General features: G+C 66.4%; 18 protein-coding genes and 1 pseudogene. 15 read left to right on the top strand and 4 right to left on the bottom strand.

The genetic code is table 11. The features are described from left to right. The first annotated feature begins 250 nt into the window (after positions 1-250). The 7 genes from Sa4125_RS02815 (at position 251) to Sa4125_RS02785 (ending at position 7,571) form a co-directional block, all read left to right on the top strand. The gene (locus Sa4125_RS02815; protein ID WP_224003450.1) at positions 251-559 is read left to right on the top strand and encodes a hypothetical protein; all 309 of its coding nucleotides are present in this window, start codon (positions 251-253) and stop codon (positions 557-559) included. Between the two features lie 145 nt (positions 560-704). After that, on the top strand, positions 705-1,448 hold the full coding sequence (locus Sa4125_RS02810) for a DUF72 domain-containing protein (protein ID WP_224003442.1): 744 nt from the start codon (positions 705-707) through the stop codon (positions 1,446-1,448). A 304-nt stretch (positions 1,449-1,752) separates the two neighbouring features. Next, positions 1,753-2,622, top strand: coding sequence for a c-type cytochrome (locus tag Sa4125_RS02805; RefSeq protein ID WP_224003440.1), 870 nt, complete (start codon positions 1,753-1,755; stop codon positions 2,620-2,622). Positions 2,623-2,672: 50 nt separating this feature from the next. Further along, positions 2,673-5,198 carry a cytochrome c oxidase subunit I gene (ctaD, locus tag Sa4125_RS02800; RefSeq protein ID WP_224007468.1) on the top strand — a complete coding sequence of 842 codons (2,526 nt, stop codon included), beginning with the start codon at positions 2,673-2,675 and terminating at the stop codon, positions 5,196-5,198. Continuing rightward, positions 5,198-5,575 carry a hypothetical protein gene (locus Sa4125_RS02795; RefSeq protein WP_224003438.1) on the top strand — a complete coding sequence of 126 codons (378 nt, stop codon included), beginning with the start codon at positions 5,198-5,200 and terminating at the stop codon, positions 5,573-5,575. Before ctaD ends, Sa4125_RS02795 begins: the two co-directional genes overlap by 1 nt. Beyond that, the gene (locus Sa4125_RS02790; protein WP_224003435.1) at positions 5,572-6,288 is read left to right on the top strand and encodes a cytochrome c oxidase assembly protein; all 717 of its coding nucleotides are present in this window, start codon (positions 5,572-5,574) and stop codon (positions 6,286-6,288) included. Before Sa4125_RS02795 ends, Sa4125_RS02790 begins: the two co-directional genes overlap by 4 nt. Then, positions 6,285-7,571, top strand: a complete 1,287-nt coding sequence (locus Sa4125_RS02785; protein ID WP_224003433.1) for a c-type cytochrome — start codon at positions 6,285-6,287, stop codon at positions 7,569-7,571. The genes Sa4125_RS02790 and Sa4125_RS02785 overlap by 4 nt, the downstream gene beginning before the upstream one ends. Before the next feature lie 59 nt (positions 7,572-7,630). On the opposite strand, the gene Sa4125_RS02780 is transcribed toward Sa4125_RS02785, so the two are convergent. Next, positions 7,631-7,930, bottom strand: coding sequence for a hypothetical protein (locus Sa4125_RS02780; RefSeq protein WP_224003431.1), 300 nt, complete (start codon positions 7,928-7,930; stop codon positions 7,631-7,633). A gap of 224 nt (positions 7,931-8,154) precedes the next feature. Here Sa4125_RS02780 and Sa4125_RS02775 point away from each other — a divergent pair, with 224 nt between their 5' ends. Beyond that, positions 8,155-9,228: a DUF3616 domain-containing protein gene (locus Sa4125_RS02775; protein WP_224003429.1), complete on the top strand. Its 1,074-nt coding sequence runs from the start codon at positions 8,155-8,157 to the stop codon at positions 9,226-9,228. A gap of 190 nt (positions 9,229-9,418) precedes the next feature. Here the strand turns inward: Sa4125_RS02775 and Sa4125_RS02770 are convergent, their stop codons facing one another. Continuing rightward, on the bottom strand, positions 9,419-9,604 hold the full coding sequence (locus tag Sa4125_RS02770) for a DUF3606 domain-containing protein (RefSeq protein ID WP_224003427.1): 186 nt from the start codon (positions 9,602-9,604) through the stop codon (positions 9,419-9,421). Between the two features lie 259 nt (positions 9,605-9,863). Between Sa4125_RS02770 and Sa4125_RS02765 the strand changes: the two genes are divergently transcribed. The 3 genes and pseudogenes from Sa4125_RS02765 to Sa4125_RS02755 all read left to right on the top strand — a co-directional run. Next, a complete protein-coding gene (locus Sa4125_RS02765; protein WP_224003425.1) occupies positions 9,864-11,693 on the top strand; it encodes a CHASE4 domain-containing protein in 1,830 nt (609 codons plus the stop codon). Next, complete coding sequence (locus tag Sa4125_RS02760; protein ID WP_224003423.1) at positions 11,630-13,564, top strand: EAL domain-containing protein; 1,935 nt, start codon at positions 11,630-11,632, stop codon at positions 13,562-13,564. Before Sa4125_RS02765 ends, Sa4125_RS02760 begins: the two co-directional genes overlap by 64 nt. Positions 13,565-13,910: 346 nt before the next feature. After that, a pseudogene (locus tag Sa4125_RS02755) lies at positions 13,911-14,162 on the top strand (AAA family ATPase); the annotation flags it as partial. Positions 14,163-14,547: 385 nt separating this feature from the next. Here the strand turns inward: Sa4125_RS02755 and Sa4125_RS02750 are convergent. After that, entirely contained in the window at positions 14,548-15,357 is an 810-nt protein-coding gene (locus Sa4125_RS02750; protein WP_224003421.1) for a helix-turn-helix transcriptional regulator, read from the bottom strand. 130 nt (positions 15,358-15,487) lie between these two features. On the opposite strand from Sa4125_RS02750, the gene Sa4125_RS02745 reads away from it, so the two are divergent. Continuing rightward, the gene (locus Sa4125_RS02745) at positions 15,488-16,393 is read left to right on the top strand and encodes an EamA family transporter (protein WP_224003419.1); all 906 of its coding nucleotides are present in this window, start codon (positions 15,488-15,490) and stop codon (positions 16,391-16,393) included. A 194-nt stretch (positions 16,394-16,587) separates the two neighbouring features. Here Sa4125_RS02745 and Sa4125_RS02740 read toward each other — a convergent pair whose 3' ends face one another. After that, a complete protein-coding gene (locus Sa4125_RS02740) occupies positions 16,588-17,289 on the bottom strand; it encodes a GntR family transcriptional regulator (protein WP_224003417.1) in 702 nt (233 codons plus the stop codon). Positions 17,290-17,464: 175 nt separating this feature from the next. Here Sa4125_RS02740 and Sa4125_RS02735 point away from each other — a divergent pair, with 175 nt between their 5' ends. The 3 genes from Sa4125_RS02735 to Sa4125_RS02725 all read left to right on the top strand — a co-directional run bounded on the left by Sa4125_RS02735 (position 17,465) and on the right by Sa4125_RS02725 (position 20,128). Beyond that, positions 17,465-18,514, top strand: coding sequence for a 4-hydroxythreonine-4-phosphate dehydrogenase PdxA (locus Sa4125_RS02735; protein WP_224003415.1), 1,050 nt, complete (start codon positions 17,465-17,467; stop codon positions 18,512-18,514). Positions 18,515-18,583: 69 nt separating this feature from the next. After that, entirely contained in the window at positions 18,584-19,564 is a 981-nt protein-coding gene (locus tag Sa4125_RS02730) for a tripartite tricarboxylate transporter substrate-binding protein (RefSeq protein ID WP_224003413.1), read from the top strand. A gap of 60 nt (positions 19,565-19,624) precedes the next feature. Next, positions 19,625-20,128: a tripartite tricarboxylate transporter TctB family protein gene (locus Sa4125_RS02725; RefSeq protein ID WP_224003411.1), complete on the top strand. Its 504-nt coding sequence runs from the start codon at positions 19,625-19,627 to the stop codon at positions 20,126-20,128. The last annotated feature ends 21 nt before the right edge of the window (positions 20,129-20,149 follow it).

The raw sequence follows: 20,149 nt of genomic DNA, 5'->3' as shown, positions 1-20,149 counted from the left end.
GGCGCCGAACGGCCGTGGAGGCTGGCTCTTGCGCCTTGGTTCCGTTGTTGAACCGACTGTATCAAGAAGGTCCTCGAACGCACAAGGGCGACAACCCGCGTCGCCGCCGGTGCTTTGCCGCCTTTCTCAGAACAGGGATCCAGCCGGATGAGACTACGAGGCCGGCAATGGGTTGGCCGCGACGTCATCCCCGCCTGAACCATTCATGGCCAAGGCCGTTGCCGACCCGAAGCCCATGAAGGAGACAGCGATGGGAACGACACTGAAGGCGAAATTCGAGACGCGTCGCGACGCCGAGATGGCGATCGAACGGCTCGTCCAGGAACACGGCATTGAACGCACGGATATTTTCGTGACGGCCGCAGGGTCGCAGAATACCGCCGGCACGCAGGAATCAGGATCCGACAACGCCTCGGCGGAACCGACGCGGGAAGACCGCGACGATGCTGCCCTCAACGGTATGATCGAGGTTTCGGTCGACCTGGAGGACGAGGGGCTGGCTCAGACCGTCCGCGACGCCTTCGGCGAGTTCGACGGCACGCAGGCACGGCAGTCCTGACGGAGCCCCGCCGCCCTCACGGCGGCAAAGGAGCCTGGAGACTGGGCGACCCGTCATCTCGAAATCTGCAGGCCGTGGTAGGCAGCTTTGGTGCGGGGCGAGCAAGGCCACTGCCGAGGCATGGATCACCCGTCAGGAGTATCCGTTGACGATCATCCGCGTGGGTACAGCCGGCTGGTCGCTCCCTGCAGCGGTCGCGGAGCGGCTCGCGTCCGGCGGAACGCACCTCCAACGGTATGCCGCGCAGCTGCCTGTCGTGGAGATCAACAGCAGCTTCTACCGCCCGCATCGGCGCACGACCTATGAGCGATGGGCAGCCAGCGTGCCGGCGGATTTCCGCTTCAGCGTCAAGCTGCCGAAAGCGATTACCCACGAATGTCGGCTGCGGGACTGCATGCCGCTCGTCGAGCGTTTCGGCGATGAGATCGCCGGTCTCGGACAAAAGCTCGGTCCGGTCCTCGTCCAGCTTCCCCCGAGCTTTGCCTTCCCCGGCGACATTGCGGAGGGGGTCTTCGAGGCGGCAAGCCGCGTCCTTCGCGCGGAACTGGTCCTGGAGCCCCGGCACGCCAGCTGGTTTTCCGCCGACGTCGATCTCGTGCTGGACCGTCAGCGCGTTTCGCGCGTCGCCGCAGATCCAGCGCGCATCCCTGCCGCCGCCGTTCCCGGCGGCTGGAACCGGACCGCCTACTTCCGGCTGCACGGATCGCCAAGGATCTACGATTCTCCCTACAGCCCGGACGCGATCCGACGGCAGTCCGTTGATGCCGCACTGCTCGCGGGAACGGGTGCCGAGGTGTGGATCATCTACGACAATACCATGCATGGCGCAGCCACGCAGAACGCGCTCGATCTCGAAGACATCCTTCGTCCGGGCACCACCCGGCCCTGAAATTCCGCGAGTGCCTTCCGTCACGCGGCGCTGGCCTTTTCGAAACATTGACAAAGGTTAGTATTGCACTGGAGGCGCGCGCGGGCTGGCCGCGCCATCGAATGTCTGATCGGAACGGATTCTGCTGACCATCGACACCTCTCTGCGAAACTCGGGTGGCGCGCAGGGCCGCGCGTGGCAGACGCTGCGTCCGATCCTCGGCCTTGCCGCCGGTGTCGCCTTTCTTGCCGGCTGCACCGGTCCCCAGTCCACGTTCGTGCCGGCGGGAGGCGAGTCGGCAAAGGTTCTGACGCTTTTCTGGATCATGGCGGCAGGGGCAGCCGTCATCTGGCTGATCGTCATCGGTATTTCGGTCTATGTCACGAAGGTCAGACCCGGCGCTCATGGCGAGCGTGCCGGCCTGCGCATGATCGTCTGGGGCGGCTGCATCTTTCCCGTCGTCGTTCTGGGCGCCCTCCTGATGCACGGCCTGACGATGATGCCGGGCCTTCGCGCCGCCGCCGACGGCCCGGTCATCGCCGTCTCCGGCGAGCGGTTCTGGTGGCGCGTGAACTATGGCGTCGAAGGCACGCCCGGCGTTGCCAAGGCGCTGCCGCAGGGCGGCGTCGAAAGCGCCAACGAGCTCTATCTGCCGATCGGCCGGCGCTCGGAAATCCTCATCGGCAGCCCGGACGTCATCCATTCCTTCTGGGTGCCGTCGATCGCCGGCAAGATGGATGCGATCCCGGGCCGGGTGAACCGGCTGGTGATGGAGCCGACGCGGCTTGGTGTCTACAACGGCGTCTGCGCCGAATTCTGCGGCGAGGCCCATGCGCAGATGGGATTTCGCGTGGTCGTCGTCTCCGAAACGGACTATGCCGCCCGGGTGGCGGCCGAAGCGCAGCCGGCCGCCATCCTCGATCATCCCGGCCGCTCCCTGTTCATGGCCAATGGCTGCGACGCCTGCCATGCGGTGCGCGGCACCGGGGCGTCGGGGCGCGTCGGGCCCGACCTCACCCATCTCGGCAGCCGCAAGACGCTCGGGGCCGGGCTGCTGCCGGTGACGGCCGAAAACATCTCCCGCTTCGTCCGGGAGACCGACCACACCAAGCCGGGCGTCGAAATGCCGGCCTTTTCCACTTTGTCCGAGGCGGATGCCGCGGCGATCGCCGCCTGGCTCGGAGACCTCAGATGAGCGACTCGAAGGCGAAGGTGGCCGCCCTTGCCACCGTCGGGGCGGGTTCGATGACGGATGCGGAGGAGACCCTCGTCCAGAAGGCGCAGGAGGAGCGCCTGGAGGCGGTCTGGGCCTCGCCGAAAGGCTGGCGCTACTGGTCCGACGTCAACAACACCTCCATCGGCATCTGGTACACCGCGACCTCGTTCGCCTTCATGCTGTTTGCGGGCGTGCTCGGGCTGATGATCCGGGTGCAGCTCGCCGTGCCCGACAACGATTTCCTCACCGCCAATTTCTACAATCAGGTCTATACGCTGCACGGTACGGCGATGATGTTCCTGTTCGCCGTTCCGGTCTTCGAGGCGGTGGCGATCATCATCCTGCCGCAGATGCTCGGCGCCCGCGACCTGCCCTTCCCCCGGCTTTCCGCCTTCGGTTACTGGTGCTTCCTGATCGGCGGCATCTTCGTCTGCGGCTCGCTGTTCTTCAACGCCGCGCCCAATTCCGGCTGGTTCATGTACCCGCCGCTGACCACCGAGGAGCGCTTTACCCCCGGCTACGGCGCCGACATCTGGCTGCTCGGCCTTTCCTTCATCGAAGTCGCCTCGATCGCCGCGGCCGTCGAATTGATCGTCGGCACGCTGAAGTGCCGGCCGCCGGGCATGCGGCTGAACCTCATGCCGCTCTACGCCTGGTATGTGCTGGTCGTGGCGACCATGATCCTCTTCGCCTTCCCGCCTCTCATCGCCGGCGACATCCTGTTCGAGCTGGAGCGCCTGTTCGACTGGCCGTTCTTCGATCCGACCCGAGGCGGCGATCCGATGCTGTGGCAGCACCTGTTCTGGATTTTTGGCCACCCGGAAGTCTACATCGTCTTCCTGCCGGCGATCGCGCTGCTCGCGATGATCGTGCCGACCTTCGCGCAGCGCTCGCTTCTCGGCTATTCCTGGATCGTGCTGGCCGCCGTCGGCACGGGCTTCCTGTCCTTCGGCCTCTGGGCCCACCACATGTTCTCCACCGGCCTGCCGGCGATCTCGCTCGGCTTCTTCTCGGCCGCGTCGGAGGCTGTGGCGATCCCGACCGGCGTGCAGATCTTCGTGTTTCTCGCCACGCTGATGACCGGCCGGGTGATCTATTCGATCCCGATGCTGTTCGTCTCGGGGGCGCTGGCGATCTTCGTGCTCGGCGGGCTCACCGGGGTCATGGTGGCGATGGCGCCCTTCGACTGGCAGGCGCACGACACCTACTTCGTCGTCGCGCATCTCCACTATGTCCTGATCGGCGGCATGCTGTTTCCGCTCGTTGCCGGCGCCTACTACTATTTCCCGCTCGCCTTCGCCCGGCAGCTCTCGGCGCGGCTCGGACGCTGGGCGTTCTGGCTGATGTTCGTCGGCTTCAACACGGCCTTCCTGCCGATGCACTGGTCGGGCCTCGTCGGCATGCCGCGAAGGGTCTGGACCTATCCGGAAGCGCTCGGCCTCGGCACCGCCAACATGATCTCCTCGGTCGGCGCCTTCATCTTTGCGACCGGCTTCCTCGTCGTCGTCTTCGACGTGCTGAGGCCGCGCGGGCGGCAGCCCTATGCCGAGCGCAATCCCTGGAATGCCGGCACGCTGGAATGGCTGGCGGAGATGCCGGGCAAGACCTGGGGCGTGCGCTCGGTGCCGATCATCACCAGCCGCTATCCGATCTGGGAGCAGAAGAACTTCATCGCCGACTACGATGCCGGCCGCTTCTACATGCCGGACGCCGAGGAGATGAAGCGCGAGACCATGGTGACGGGCGTGCTCGACGCCGAGCCGATCCAGGTGCTGAGGGTTCCCGGCCCGAGCTTCATGCCGATGATCGCCGCGGTCGTGACCGGCGCGATGTTCATTCTCGCCACCTTCCACTACTGGATGGCGACCCTCGTCGCGCTCGGCCTGACGATCGCCTCGATCCTCGTCTGGCTCTGGCGCGGAACGTCCTTCATCCCGGAAAAGCCGAGGAAGGATGTCGGCCTCGGTCTCGTCCTGCCGCTCTATACGTCGGGTCCGGCGTCGGTGTCGTGGTGGGCGATGTTCATCACCATGACGGGCGATGCCACCGCCTTCTTCAGCCTGGTGTTCGGCTATTTCTTCTTCTTCACCATCCATGGCGACTTCCCGCCGCCGGGCGTCGACGGCCCCGGCCTTTTCTGGCCGGGGGTCTCGGTCGTCCTCTTCGCGCTCGCCTGGGCCGCCGCGCGCCTCATCCAGTCGCTGAACAGCGCCGGGCGGCTGGGTGCCGCGCGCGCCTGCATGGGCCTCGGCGGCGTGCTCGCGCTGGGTGCCGGTGGCGCGCTTCTCTGGGGACCCCATGCGACCGGCCTCGAGCCGACCGTTCACGTCTATCCCGCCATCGTCTGGACGCTGTGCATCTGGACGGCGCTGCACGCCGCGGTCGGCGCGCTGATGCTGTTCTACTGCCTGGCGCGGTCGCTGTGCGGCCTGCTGACGCCGACGCACGACATCGATATCCGCAACGTCGCGCTCTACTGGCACTTCATGGCCGTGATGGCCCTCGTGACCGTCGCGACCGTCGCACTGTTCCCGCTGGCTTCGGGAGGCTCCTGATGGAACTTCCGAACCAGACCCGCGACACGCTCTGGACGCTGATCGCGACGCCGACGATCTGGGCGCTGCATTTCCTCTTCTGCTATGTCGTCGCCGCCTATGACTGCGCGCCGAATGCGCGGATCTTCCAGACCATCGAGGGCACGCGTATCGCGATCGCGGTCGCCACGATCGTCTCCCTTGCCGCGATCGCGGCGATCGGCTGGCGCGCCTTTCGCGAGTGGCGGGCGGGCGAGGGCAAGTCTCCCCACAGCGCGGACACGGCCGAGGATCGCGAGCGCTTCATGGAATTCTCCAGCCTGCTCCTCGCCGCTCTGTCCTTCGTGGCGGTGACCTTCGGCGCGATGCCGGCGCTTGTCTTCGTGGATTGCCGATGACCACGGCTCATCCCTCCGCCGCCTTGCCCGGCAAGCTCCGGCTGTGGCCGCTGCTGGCAGGCCTCGCCCTCCTCGCGTTTCTCTGGCTCGGGCCGCTGCCGGAGCGCGCGCGTGGCTCGTTCGCGGCGCATATGGTGATGCACATGGGCATCGTCGCGATCGCTTCGCCCCTCCTGGTGCTCGGCCTCACGCGCCTGCAGCCGGGCATTTTTCGAGGCATCCCGCCGCAGCTGGCGCTCGCCGCCACCTTCGCCGAGTTCGCGGTGGTCTGGGGCTGGCACGCGCCGGCACTGCATGACGCCGCCCGCCTCTCGGCGCCGATCTTCCTCGCCGAACAGGGCTCGTTCCTCTTTGCCGGCGTCCTCGTCTGGGCGAGCGCGCTCGGCGCGGCGGCGGGCAGCGACCGGCTGGCGACACGGGCAGCCGGCGTCGGAGCCCTGCTGGTGACGTCCATGCACATGACGCTCCTCGGCGCGCTGCTCCTGTTCTCGCCGCGCCCGCTCTATGCCTGCGCCGATCTCTGCGCGCCGGCGGCGGCGATGACGCCGGTGGAGGACCAGGCGCTGGGCGGCGTCATCATGCTGATCGTCGGCGGCGCCAGCTATCTTGCCGGCGGCCTCATGCTGCTTGCCTCCGTCCTCAGGGGTCCCGATGGGACCGAGCCCGAAGCCTCCTTCGCCACGCGCCCCGCCCGGCCGGGAGTCTCGCCATGAAGATCGGCTTCATCCTCACCTGGAAGACGGGACTCGCCCTTGTCGCCGCCGGTGTCCTGATGGCGCTTGTCGTCGGCTGGTCGGGCCTCGTCTCGATCTCGGCCTCTTCGGGCCACTACTCGCCGGTCAGCTGGTTCCTGCACTGGACGATGCGCAATGCCGTGGCGACGCAGGCCCTGTCGGTCGAGGTGCCGGAAGGGCTCGACCTTGCCGACCCCACGCTTGTGCGCCGCGCGGCCGGGCACTTTGCCACCGAATGCGCCTTCTGCCACGGCGCGCCCGGCATTGCCCAATCGCCGACGACGGCGGCGATGATGCCGCCGCCGCCGCGGCTGGAGGGCCAGGTCGGACGCTGGAGCGACCCCGAGCTGTTCTGGATCGTCCAGCATGGCATCAAATATTCCGGAATGCCCGCCTGGGTCAGCCAGGAGCGCCCCGACGAGGCCTGGGCGATGGCGGCGTTTCTGCGGGCCCTGCCCTCCCTGTCGCCAGCCGACTATGCCGACATGGCGCTCGGCGGCACCGGGACGACGCTGCTGCCGCCGACCGGCGTCAGCACGGCGCTCAGCGCCGTCGGGGACATCGCGCTCCAGGACTGCGCGCGCTGCCACGGCCGCGACGGGCGCGGCGTCGTCACGCCGGGTGGCGCGAGAATCGGTGCCATCCCGATCATCGCCGGGCAGCCCGAAGGCTACCTTCTGGAGACGCTTCGCGCCTATGCCGCCGGCACCCGCCAGAGCGGCTACATGCAGGGACCGGCGCGGCGCTACGAGGACGCCGTCCTGAAGGATCTGGCCCGCCACTACGCGTCCGAGCCGGCACGGAACCCGGCAATTGCGCCGACTCCTCCTTCAGGGCCAGCCGCTGCCATCGACACGGCCGTGACGGCCGCTGCCGGCTCCGACCTCACAAGAAGCCGGATGGCGCTCGCCCGCGTCGTCCCCGATACGGCGGCCTATGGAGCTCCCTACGACCAGGCGGGTCTCGTCGATCTCGGGCGGAGACTGGCGACGCAGGGATTGCCCGATCGCAAGCTGCCGGCCTGCGACAGCTGCCACGGCACCGCGCCGAGCCAGACCGCCTCGGCGGAGCGGGCCCTTTATCCCTTTCTCGCGGGACAGCCGGACTGGTATCTCGCGACGCACCTCAAGCTCTGGCGGGACGGAAAGCGCGGCGGCACCAGCCGGTCGCATGTGATGGACAAGATCGCGATCCACCTCACCGACGAGCAGATCGCCGCCGTCTCCGCCTGGTACGCGACGCAGCCCGCGGGTCGCCAATAGGTAAGGAGAGGCTGGCGTCAGTCCCCATCGTGCCGGTGCATGCAACCTTGCGAGCGGGCTCAGCTCTCCGCCTGTGCACCCGCCCCCTCCAGGGATCGAACGGTCTCGGCGCAGCCAGGGGTGGTCGCAGCGAGGATGTCCTCAGGCGGGGTCGTCCCGCTCCAGATTCCGAAAACATGCGTGGCTGTCTGCCAGGGATCGTTGGTTACCTGGCCGACGAGGACCGGCGTTGCCTCCCGGATACAGGAGGTCACGCCAGCAAACTGCTCGCGAGAGATGTTGCCGAAGCGATCAGTCATGGCGGACTGCAAGGGCTCGATGAGGAAGAACGAGATCACTGCGAAGAAAAATTCCTGCATGTTTGGACCTTCTGGATGTGTCCGACATCGCGAGAAAAGTCTCGCCAGAGGGGCCCGGACAGGGGAAGTCCGGAAATAGTGTCGACGTCGTCCTTCGGCAACGCAGGGAAAGTCCGGCCGACGACGCCAGGGAGTGTGCGGGCCCTGAAATTTGCCGGCACCGGGAACGGGGCGATGGGGGGACAGTTGGTCCTGGGATAGTCGATAGAGTGAAAGCAGACGCCATGAAATCTCCGCTCCTTCCCGCCAAACCCGTAGCCCAGGTTTTGCTGAAGCTCGCCAACGCCGATGGCGAGGATCCCAAGCACAACTTGTCGGCGGGAACCCGGGTCGGAAGAAGTCTCTTTCTCGCAGGCGACGAGATGGCGGTTCTCGAGGTCCTGACCCTCGACACAGCGGGTCTCAGCGTCGCGCATGACCGCTACAGGCTGGCGGATCTGCTCGATCTCCTGGAGCCCGACGCGGAAGTCGACATCGAAGGCCTGTCGGCCGAGGACGGGTGGCTGTGGGTCGTCGGCAGCCATGCCCGCACCCGCAACAAGCCCGATAAGTCGCCCGGCCTTCGCATCGATCTCGGCAAGCTCGCCGACCTCAAGGACACGCGGCCCCGCTGCGTGCTGGCGCGAATTCCGCTGGTCGAGGACCCGCAGGCGCCGGGTGTGTTTCGCCCCACCCGGTCGGACGGGGATCGCCGCGCGGGACTTCTCCGCCAGACCAAGCGCGGCAACAAGCTTGCCGAGATGCTGCGGGCCGATCCGCTGATTGCGCCCTTCACGGCCATTCCGGCCAAGGAAGGCGGCGTCGATATCGAGGGCATCGCGGTCGCGGCCCCCCGCGTCGCGCTCGGCATGCGCGGACCGGTGATCCGCGATTTCGCCGTCCTCCTGGAGCTGGAGATCCAGGTGGGAGCGAGCGGCAGGCTGAAGCTCGGTCTGCCGCCCCTGAAGCGGCTTCTGGATCTCGAGGGGCTCGGTATCCGCGATCTCAAGCGGTGCGGCGACGACCTCCTGATCCTGGCGGGTCCGACATCGAGCCTTTCTGGCCCGTGCGCGCTCTATGTCTGGCGAGACTGGGCGAACGAACCGGCGTCAGGGCAGGATGTGGTCGCGCTCCACCGACCCGAGCGCCTGTTCTATTTGCCGGTTGGTCGCGGCGTCGATCATCCGGAGGGTCTGGCGCTCTGGGATGGGGCTGGCGGACGCGACAAAATCCTCGTTCTTTGCGACAGCCCGGCTCCGGCTCGCTTCGAAGAGGGGCCTGCCACCTTTCTCGCCGACCTCTTCGATCTGCCGAAGTAGCCGCAGCGATGGAGGACAGCGATCGGGGTGAGAAATCTCGCCGTATCGCCTTTGATCTCGCGGCGGTTCTCGCGCTCCGCTTGCTGCCGATCGACGTTCCTGTTGCCGAAAGTCAGCGGCCTCGGCGGGCGTCGGCCACCCCTTGGGCGACCCCACCCTCGGACCGGAGGGCCGAGGGTGCAGAGACAGACTATTTGCCCTTGTCGAGCTGCTCCTCGACCTTCTTGCGGCTGTTGCCGACGTCCTTCACCGCCTCGCGAACATCCTCCCGGCTGACGCCCTTCTTCTGGGCTTCGTACGCGACTTCGTGCGTCTGTCCGCCGGCGACCTTCGCACGATCCTGCGCTCGCCCCTGGGGTGTATGCTTCTCTGCCATATCGGCCTCCATCGATCTCGATAAGGCTGTAACGTCACGGGCATCCAACAGTTGCTTGACCTTCGCATGCCGGGAATGTCGCTGCGGAGCCATCAGGTTCCGCCACGGGTCCGGCGCCTTCAGGCGAACAGTTTCCTCACCCCGCTGTGCAGGCTTGCAACCCCTCCCCCAGCTCCCGGGTCGCGGCCACCAAAATTCTGGACGTGACATCAAGCCATTCGTTAAGTGATGAGCCATAGGGTCCGAGGCGGAGGGCCTCATGCGCATCGTCAGTAAAATCAATCTCGCTCTCGGTGCCGTGGTCGGCGTTTCAGCACTTCTGAACCTCGCCGCGCTGGAATTGACCGTCATGCCGAGCTTCCTCGATCTCGAGGGCGAGGTGGCGTCGCGCAATCAGAGCCGGGTGCTGCAGGCCCTGCAAAGTCAGGAAGCGCAGGTCTCGGCTTCAGCCCGCGACTATGCGTTCTGGGACGACAGCTACGCGTTCATGGCCGGGGAAAAGGCCGACTACCTGGCCAAGAACGTCAATGCGGACTCGATCAAGGCTCTCAGCCTCAACTACTTCCTGACGCTGGATACGACGGGGAAGGTCATTCTCGACGACGGGTACGACTTCTCCGAAGAAGAAACCGAGGGCGTGAAGCTCTTGCCGTCCGAAACCCTGCCCGCCCGTCACCCGCTGCGCGTTCCCTTCAGGGAGCCGGGTTCACGTTCGGGCTTCATCAGGACCGACAGGGGAATCGTCGCCGTCGGATATGCACCGATCCTCACCTCCGAGAGAACCGGCCCGGCGGCGGGAACGCTGCTTTTCGGGCGTATCCTCGACACCGCGGCCCTGCGGGACCAGACGAAGGTCGACTTCGAATTGCTGCCCGCCGGAACGGACGCCGCGACGACCGAAGAGATCATCCGGAACGGCGACGTCATCGAGGTTCGCTCGACCGTCACCGGGTTGGATGGCGCTCCGCTCCTGACGGTGGTTTCGAAGACCGGACGGTCCATATCCGCGGCTGGTCGTCAAGCCGTCTGGGCGGCCATGGCGTTGCTGATCCTCGGCGGGTTCCTGCTCATTGCAACCCTTGGCCTCGCTCTGCGCCACATCGCGATCGGGCGGGTTGAAGCCATAAGGGACCACCTCAGGCAGGTGGGCATGACGGGGCACCTCGAGCCGATCGCGGAGGATAAGAGGGACGACGAACTGAGCGAGACGATTTCCTCGTTCAATGCCATGGCGATACAGCTCGCCGACCTCCGCGACAGACTGCGCGAGAGGGACTACCGTCACGGCGCCGCCGATCAGGCCGCCGGCATCCTCCACAATGTGCGCAACGCGATCAGCCCGATCGGCGCCATCTCCTGGGACCTTGCGCGCCGGGAGGAGGCGCCATGGAAGCGGAATCTGGAGACGGCCCTGGAGCAGGTTGCCGATCCAGCCCTGCCCCCGGAACGGATCGCCAAGTTGCAGCAGTTCGTCGCCATGTCCACCGCCAAGCTTCTCGATGAGGCGAAAGAGCGTCGGGCAGACCTGGAGACGCTTGCCTCCATGGTTCGTCACGTCGATGAGATCCTAAAGGAGGCGGACGGCATGTCCCAGGGCGAGAGGGTGGCCGAGCCGATCGACCTTGCCTCCTCCGTCGGGAAAGCCGCGAGGCTGATCGGCGGAAAGGCTGGCATCGTGGTGACGGCCGATGTCGAGGCGGGCGCCGTCTTGCTGGGACACCGGATCGCCCTCGAACAGGTCCTCGGCAATCTGCTCGTAAATGCTGCGGAAGCCATCGAGGCTACGGGCCGGGGCCATGGCCGCATCGAGATCACCGCCGCGGAAATCGACGTCGGCGGGGTTGCCTGCCTCGACGTGACTCTTCGGGACGATGGCGAGGGCATAGACCCGGACCGGCTGGAGACGATCTTCGAGAAGGGGTTTTCCACCCGGCGGGACCGCTCGGGGGGCACCGGCCTTCACTGGTCCGCCAACGCCGTGAACGCAATGAACGGCAGGCTCTTCGCCACGAGCCCGGGCGTCGGGTGCGGGGCGGCCTTGCATCTTGTCCTGCCTCGCGCCCAGGCCAGACTGAAGGACGCAGCATGACCTCCCCGGCCAAGACTCGGCGATTCCTCGTGGCGGATGACGATGCGCAGGTTCTCGACGCCTACGGCCGCGTGTTTGCCGACCTCGTCGCGTCGACCGCAGGAAACGGCGAGGATTTCGATGCCCTTTCAGCCGAGCTCTTCGGTGAGGGAGCGGCAACGCCCGACAGTGAAGCCCTGATCGGCGACGTGGTGTACTGCCGCCAAGGTGAGCAGGCGGTTTCCCAGGTCGAGAATGCACTGGCGCGCGGAGAGCCCTTCGCGATCGCCTTCATCGACATGCGAATGCCTCCGGGCATCGACGGCCTCGAAACGGCCCGCCGCATTCGAGCCCTGGATCCCAATGTGAACCTCGTGATCGTCACGGGTTACTCCGATCACAAACCGTCGGAGATAGCGCTCGCCATCGGTCGCCCGGAGAAGCTGTTCTATCTCCTGAAGCCGTTCGACGTCAGCGAGTTGCGGCAGCTTGCCACCGCCCTTGCCCATCGCTGGTCCTGCGACAATGCCGTCACCGATGAACTCGCGCTTCGCGTCGCCGAGCTCGAGAGGCTGAATGCGCAACTGAAGGCAAGCGAGGCCAAGGCGCAGGAATTCGCACGCATGGACGCGCTGACCGGGCTTCCCAACAGGATGGGGCTCAGTGAGCGCCTCCAGAATGACACGCATGCCGTGGAAGGGACCGACAGACAACTCTCGGTCCTCTACCTCGACCTCGACCGCTTCAAGGATGTGAACGACTCGCTCGGGCACCCCGTGGGCGACGAACTCATCTGCCAGTTCGCCGCGCGCATCAGGGAGGCCGTCGGCGATGATGGGTTTGCCGCGCGCCTCGGAGGGGACGAGTTCGCGGTGATCTCGCTGGACCGCGGGGCGATCGAGGGCGTGGTCAAGCGTCTCCTCGCCGGTGCAACGGAGCCCTACACGATGGGAGGGCACGTCGTTTTGACCAGCGTCTCGATCGGCATCGCGCATTCTGCTCCCGGAAGACCGCATCTGGTGGAAGCCATGCGCCAGGCAGACATCGCCCTCTATGCCGCCAAGGCGGCAGGACGCGGCGTCGCCCTCGAGTTCGTCCCGTCGATGGAACGCGACATCCTCGGGGCGCAGCGACTTGCCGGCGACCTCGCCGAGGCGATCCGGTCGGACAGGTTGGAGCTGTATTACCAACCGCTCGTCGGTGCCGACGGGATTCCCATCTCCAGCGTCGAGGCGCTGCTCCGCTGGAACCACCCAGAACGGGGCTTCATTGCGCCAATGGTGTTCATCGAGGCGGCCGAGAAAGCCGACCTCATTCGGGAACTCGGGGCCTGGGTCATCCGGCGGGCCTTCCGAGACGCCCGGCACTGGCCCGACCTCGTCACCTCGATCAACCTGTCGCCGTCGCAACTGCGCGCGCCCGACTTCATCGACGAGCTTGCAAAGCTCGTCGCGGAGATGTCGGTCGACCCGACCATGTTCGAGTTCGAAGTCACGGAGAGCGTGCTGATCGACGATGTCGAGACGGCGGCAAGACAGATCCGATCTCTGAAGGACATGGGATTCAAGATCTCGCTGGACGACTTCGGCAGCGGGTACGCCGGTCTTGCCTATCTCAGCCGGATACCCTTCGACAAAATGAAGATCGATCGCTCATTCGTCTTCAACGTCGGTGTGGCCGAGGGTGCGGAGGGTGTCATTCGCTCCATCGTCGGCCTCGGGCTGGCACTCGGTCTGTCGATCACGGCGGAGGGGGTGGAACATGCGGCCCAACATCAGGTCCTGCAGAGTGCCGGATGTCACAACATGCAGGGCTTCCTGTTCCATCGTCCGCTTCCCGTCGATGAGACGCTGAGAGCGATCAATTGCGGACGGCTGAAGATCGCGTCGTGACCTCCGGTGACGGGTTTTCGAACCCAGCGTCAGTGGACGGGACAGAAAACGCTCCCATAATTCGGGAGTAGAATCCTGCGACAGGGCCGACCTTCATCCCCACCGGCAGAATGGGGCGGCTTTGGTGGATAGGCCATGTCCACCGCATTCCGGGGAAGGCTTCCCCCCTCTCCTGGGCATGGTCTTGCGCCCCGCGGCCCTCGCTCTGCACGCGCTTCGGCGACGTAAGGGACACAATCGTCTGGACACGCGCGGGGGCGCAAGACCGCCGCTTGGCTTCGGCGCTATTTGACAGGCATGGCGGGATCGGTGCTCGTAGAGGCATCGAACTCCCAGGCCTTTCGGCATTGCCGCTCGCTTCGTCGCCGCCGGCTACGTGCCGGACAGGGACCTCGCGACCGCGCTCTGGCTGATGGAGAGCCTGTCGCGCCCGCTTCTGCTCGAGGGCGAGGCGGGCGTCGGCAAGACCGAGGTGGCGCGCACGCTGGCTCTCGCTTACGACACCAAGCTGATCCGGCTGCAGTGTTACGAGGGGCTCGATCAGAGTTCGGCGCTCTACGAGTGGAACTACCAGCGCCAGCTCCTCGCCATCAAGGCGCGCGGCGCCAACGGGTGCTGTCTCGGCGGCTCCCATACCGGCATGGCAGAGGCGGCAATGCTGTCGATCTGCACGTCCGGGACGATTGCATGAGGCTGATGTGACCGCTTTTCTTCTCCATCAGGCGTTGGGGTCCGCCCATCAGGGGACAGCTGGACCTTCCAGGCGACGGCGCACCAGTGGGCGAACCCCGACAGAGGCGGGCGCTCGTGATGTCGCGCGGTCGCCTCGCCTTCTGAGACGCCGAAGGGTGCCAGGCCATCTCGGCCCACGAATCGTCCAAGGCTCATTCTGCTGTTGTCAGGATCGATGGTGATCCGATTGGCCTGGTGCCGTCCCCCACCGATCATGACTGCAGCAGAAACTCCTTCTGCCCGTGCAACGATCATCCAGACAGGAGGGCTGCTCGCCGATTGGAACGGGCGGGCGCGCAGACATCATTTCCTGGCTCGGCCGGAGCGATGGCAGAGAGCGATTTTGACGCGGTCTCCAGCCAAACCGGCTCGCATCGGAACGTCTCGGCAAAGCCCTTTTCGCCCGCCCCGCTGATTCGCAGCGTCCGGCTCTTCGGCACGCGCGCGAGCCAGCCGAGTTCGACCGTGCGCTCGAGAATGGCGGCGCCCAGCCTGCCCGAAAGATGCGGACGGCGTTCGCTCCAGTCGAGGCAGGTCCGGCAGAGCGGACGCTTGGCCCCAGAAAGCGCGTCGACGTCGATGCCGAAATCGCAGAGAAAGCGCCGGCCCTCGCCCGAGACGATGCCGATGCCGTCGTCGAGATCGACGAAGCCCCGGCGCTCGAGCGCATCGGCGATGGCGACGCCGAGGCGGCCGGCCAGATGGTCGTAGCAGGACCGCGCCAGCCGCATCGCCGCATCGCGCGGGCCACGGGGGCGCGAGGGCTTCATGCCGGAACTGCCGGACAGCGCCATCAGCCCTTCCAACGCGCGCGCCACCTCGGGCGACGCCAGGCGAAAATAACGGTGGCGGCCCTGCCTTTCGACGGTGACGAGGCGGCCCTCGGTCAGCCGCGTGAGGTGACCGCTCGCGGTCTGCGGCGTGACGCCGGCATGGGCAGCGAGTTCTCCTGCCGTCAGTGCCGTGCCGGACATCAGCGCCGCCAGCATGTTGGCGCGGGCAGGGTCGCCCATCAGGAAGGCGGTCTCGGCAATCGTGCTGCCCGTCGGGAGGTCGATCATCCCAAGAGAATAGGCGGCGCCGCGCGGCTTGTCAGGAGCCGACGCTTCGGCGAAGACCGAAGCATCTCGCAGGCCAGCCCGGCTAGCGTCCGCCGGCACCTATGCCCCTCACGACCCGAAAGACCCGGATATGGCGGACCATCCCCCGCGCCTTGCCGTCAGCCTCCTGATGCTGCTCGCCCTCGCCACCCTCTGGGGCGCCTCCTACAGTTTTATCAAGATCGGCGTATCCACCATTCCGCCGATCACGCTGATCGCCGCGCGCACGCTGATCGCCGGCGGCCTGCTGCTGGTGATCCTGCGCATGCGCGGGCTTCGCCTGCCGACGGACGGGCGCAATACCAAGCGCTTCCTGATCCAGGCCTGCCTCAACTCGGTCCTGCCCTTCACCCTCGTCGCCTGGGGGGAGCAGCATGTCGATGCCGGGCTTGCGGTGATCCTCAACTCGCTGACACCGGTCTTCGCCTTCCTCATCAACGCTGGCGTGACGCGCCACGAGGTCGTGACGGGGCCCAAGATCTTCGGCGTCGTCGCCGGCCTCGCCGGCATCTGCCTCGTCGTCGGTCCCTCGGCACTCGCCGGCTTCGGCACGGCGCTGACGGCGCAGCTTGCCATCGTCTTCGCCGCCGTCGCCTATGGCGCCGCCGTCACGTTCGGCCGGACGTTCCGCGATCTCGATCCGATGATGCCGGCGGCGGGTTCGCTGATCTGGGGGGCCGTGATCCTCATTCCCGTCAGCCTCGTCGTCGACCAGCCCTGGACGCTCCAGCCCTCGCAAGCCTCTCTTCTGGCGCTGCTCGCCCTGTCGGTGTTCTCGACGGCGCTCGCCTTCGTCATCTACTTCACCCTGCTCCAGCGCCTCGGCTCGGTCGGCACCACGGCGCAGGCGTACCTGCGCGTGCCGATCGGCGTCGGCATCGGCATCCTGTTTCTCGGCGAGACGCCGCAGCCGTCCGCCTGGCTCGGCCTCGGCTTCGTCGTCGTCAGCGTGATCGCGATGACGCTGCCGGCGGGACGGCGCGTGCGACCCGCCTGATCCGCCGCACGCGACGCCTCAGCCGGTGGTGTCGACGACGCCGCCATCAACCGCAGCGCCGCACCCGTCGTGGCGGAGACCTCCCTGATGCGACGGAGGCGCGGAGGTTCGGGACCTCCGCCTGTGGCTTGCCGGTCCTGGCGACCTCGCCCGTTCGTCCGGGCGCTGCGGAAGTCGGCGAGGTTTCGGGCAGGCTAGGTCGGCGTCTCATCCCACTGATCCTTGACGCGGAACCAGGCGTTGGCGAGATGCGCGCCGAGCACGCTGGGAAGCGCAACCGCGTCCCGCGCTTCAAGCGCCCTGATCATGTCCTCATGCTCGGCGACAGCCGCCGCCCACTTCTCCGGCCCTTCATGGCCGATGAACCGGACCCGCTTCAGCCGGGACTGCAGCAGCGCGTGCAGATTGATCAGCGCCAGATTGTTCGACGCCGCGACAATGGCCGAATGGATGCTCTGGTTCAGCTTGAAATATTCAAGCCGATCACCCTGCGCATAGGCGCGCATCATCGCGTCGTGCAGGCGGCGCACCTCGGCGATGTCGGCGTCGCTGCCGTTCTGGCAGGCCAGCGCGCCGGCGAGTTCCTCCATCGCCCTGATGACGAGGAGCATGTCCTGGACTTCCTTGGCGCCGAAGCGCTTGACCACTGCACCCTTGCTCGGCACCAGCTCCACCAGCCCCTCGCTGGCCAGATACTTCAGCGCCTCGCGCAGGGGCGTGCGGGAGACGCCGAGCTGGGTGCCCATCTGCGCCTCATGCACGCGCGCCCCCGGAAGGAGCTCGCCCTCGATGATCATGTCGCGCAGGCGGTTGACGATCTCGCCGTGCAGGGACTGGCGGGAAATCGTCCCCGAAGGCTTCAAGTCGGCGGCGAATGTCGGGCTGTCGGTATCCATAAGTCCGAACCTTAGGCGTGAGGGTCATCTGAACTACCACGCGGCCGGGCCTGGAACATCCCGTCGCCACGTTCTGCGCAATGATAATTTTGTATACCAAATACAAAATGCTTGCCACTGCGATCCTTCGTCGCTAGCGTCGCCGTCAATCAATGGCATCTGGGAGGACGCTGGGATGGCGCCGATGGCAAATCTTGAGACTCGGTCCGACCGGACGGTGATGGCGCTCGTCATGGGCGATCCCTCGGGCGTCAGTTCCGAACTTGCCGCCCGCCTTCTCGCCGAGACCGACCTTGCGCAATCGGTGCATTTCGTCGTCGTCGGCGATCGGCGCCTGATCGAGGATGGTGCCCGCATCGCCGGCGTCGATCTCGATCTCGACTATACGAGGGACGCCGAAGACCTCGTCCCGCGCTCCGAAAAGCCGCTGTTCGTGGACCTGCAGAACCTCTCGCCCGAGGATGTGACCCGCGGCGAGGCGACGCTGGCCGGCGGCGCCTTCGCCACCCAGAATTTCCGTTTCGGCCTGGAAATGGCGCAGCGGGGCGAGGTGGCGGCGGTCTGCTTCACGCCCTTCAACAAGAAGGCGATGCGCTACGCCTATCCCGGCTATGACGACGAGCTGCGCTTCGTGTCGGACGTCCTGTCCTTCACCGGCAAGGCGCGCGAGTTCAATGTTCTGCAGCAGATCTGGAACGCCCGCGTCACCTCGCACATCCCTCTCTCGGCCGTATCGGCCGCCATTACCGAAGACGCCATCATCGCGGAGCTGGATCTCACGGCGGCCTGCCTCAGGCAGGCGGGAATCGAGAATCCCCGGATCGCCGTGGCCGGTCTCAACCCGCATGCCGGCGACGGCGGCAGTTTCGGCATGGAAGAGATCGAGGTGATCGAGCCGGCCGTCGAGCGCGCCAAGGCGATGGGCTTCGATGTCGAAGGGCCTTTTCCCGCCGACACGGTGTTCCTTCGCGCGGTCAAGGAAGGCTTTCACGCGGTGCTGACCATGTACCACGACCAGGGCCAGATCGCGATGAAGATGATGGGTTTCGACAAGGGCGTGACGATGATGGGCGGGCTGCCCTTCCCACTGTGCACGCCCGCGCACGGCACCGCCTACGACATCGCCGGCAAGGGCGTCGCCGATGTCGGCGCCTCGCGTGAAGCGGTGCTGCTGGCCGCGCGGATGGCGCGCCGCGCCAGCGAGGAGAGGTCTGCGCCGCGCTGACGGCCGACACCTGCCGGTCGACCTGCGGATAACCCGGGCGGCCTCACATTTCACCAGGGAGGAATGACAATGCTGAAATCCATGACACTTGCGGCGACCCTTGCGATCGGCGTCGCGCTGCCGGCTCACGCCTTCGAGCCCAGCCGTCCGGTCGAGTTCGTCGTCACCTCGGGTCCGGGCGGCGGCACCGACACTTTTGCCCGCACGATCCAGATGATCATCGGCAAGCACGATCTGATGAAGGCCTCGGTGATCGTCACCAACAAGGGCGGTGGCTCCGGCGCAGAAGGTTTCGCCTACAGCGCCGCGCATGCGGGCGACGTCCACAAGCTCACTTTCGGCACCAACAACGAGTACCTGCTGCCGAACGTAGCGGCGATGCCGTACAAGGCGGCCGATCTTGTCCCGGTGGCGGCCCTGGCCATCGACGAGTTCCTGATCTGGGTGAACGGCAAGTCCGAATACAACGATGCCGGCGCCTTCATCGCCGCGGCCAAGACCGGCAACATGCAGTTCGGCGGCAGCCAGTCCAAGGACACGGACCAGATCCTGGTCTCGATGCTGTCGGAAGCGACCGGCGCCAAATTGCGTTACATTCCCTTCAACGGTGGTGGCGAGGCGCTGACCCAGCTTGCCGGCGGCCATATCGACGCCAATGTCAACAATCCCAACGAGAACCGCGGTCAGTGGGAAGCCGGCCTCGTCAAGCCGCTGTGTGTTTTCCGCACCGAGCGGCTGCCGAAAAGCGAGCCGGTCCATGACGGCAAGGGCTGGCACGACATTGAGACCTGCAAGGAAGCCGGAATAGCGCTCGACACCTACCGCATGCCGCGCACCGTCTGGCTGGCGGCCGGTGTCGACGACGCGGTGGTGACCTACTACCAGGACGTCCTGAAGAAGGTGACCGAGACACCGGAATGGGCGGACTACATCGCCAAGACCGCCCAGAGCAGCGAGTTCATCGCCGGCAAGGACTTTGCCGACTATGCCGAGAAGGACACCAAGCGGGTCGTCGAGGTGCTCGAGCGCGAAGGCTGGCTCGTCAAGTAAGGCTTCCTGCGGCCGGGCGGCATCCGCCGCCCGGCCCTTCCCATCTTCAGCGGGGCGGTCATGGATAATTCGGATCACGGCAGGGGACTGTCGCGGCATGCGATGGAGATCGCCACGGCGTGCCTGACTGGCGGCATCGGCCTCGTCGTCTGCTACGGCTCGTGGCAGCTCGGCATCGCCTGGGAGGAGACCGGCCCGGCGTCGGGCTATTTCCCGTTCTGGATCGGCATCCTGATCCTGCTGGGGAGCCTTGGCAATCTCGGGCGGGCGGTGATCCTGAAACACCATGCGGGCGAGGTCTTCCTCGATCGCCGGCGTCTCAACCTCGTCGCCTCCTTCTTCCTGCCGGTCATCGCCTTCGCCGTGCTGTCGGTCTTTGTCGGCCTGTATGTCGGGACGTTGCTCTACATCACCGCGGCGATGATCTTCCAGGGCAAATATGCCTGGTGGATCTCACTCCTGTCGGGCCTCGGCGTCGCCGTCGCCTTCTATCTGATCTTCGAGATCGGCTTCCAGGTTCCCCTGCTCAAGGGTCCTGTCGAGGCGATGTTCGGCATCTACTGACGCGGCCCGTCCGCCGGCGCC

It is taken from the genome of Aureimonas sp. SA4125 (genome assembly GCF_019973775.1).
Taxonomy (GTDB): Bacteria; Pseudomonadota; Alphaproteobacteria; order Rhizobiales; family Rhizobiaceae; genus Plantimonas.
Note: the sequence above shows the minus strand (reverse complement) of the source record. Positions and strands in the feature narration are given on the sequence as shown.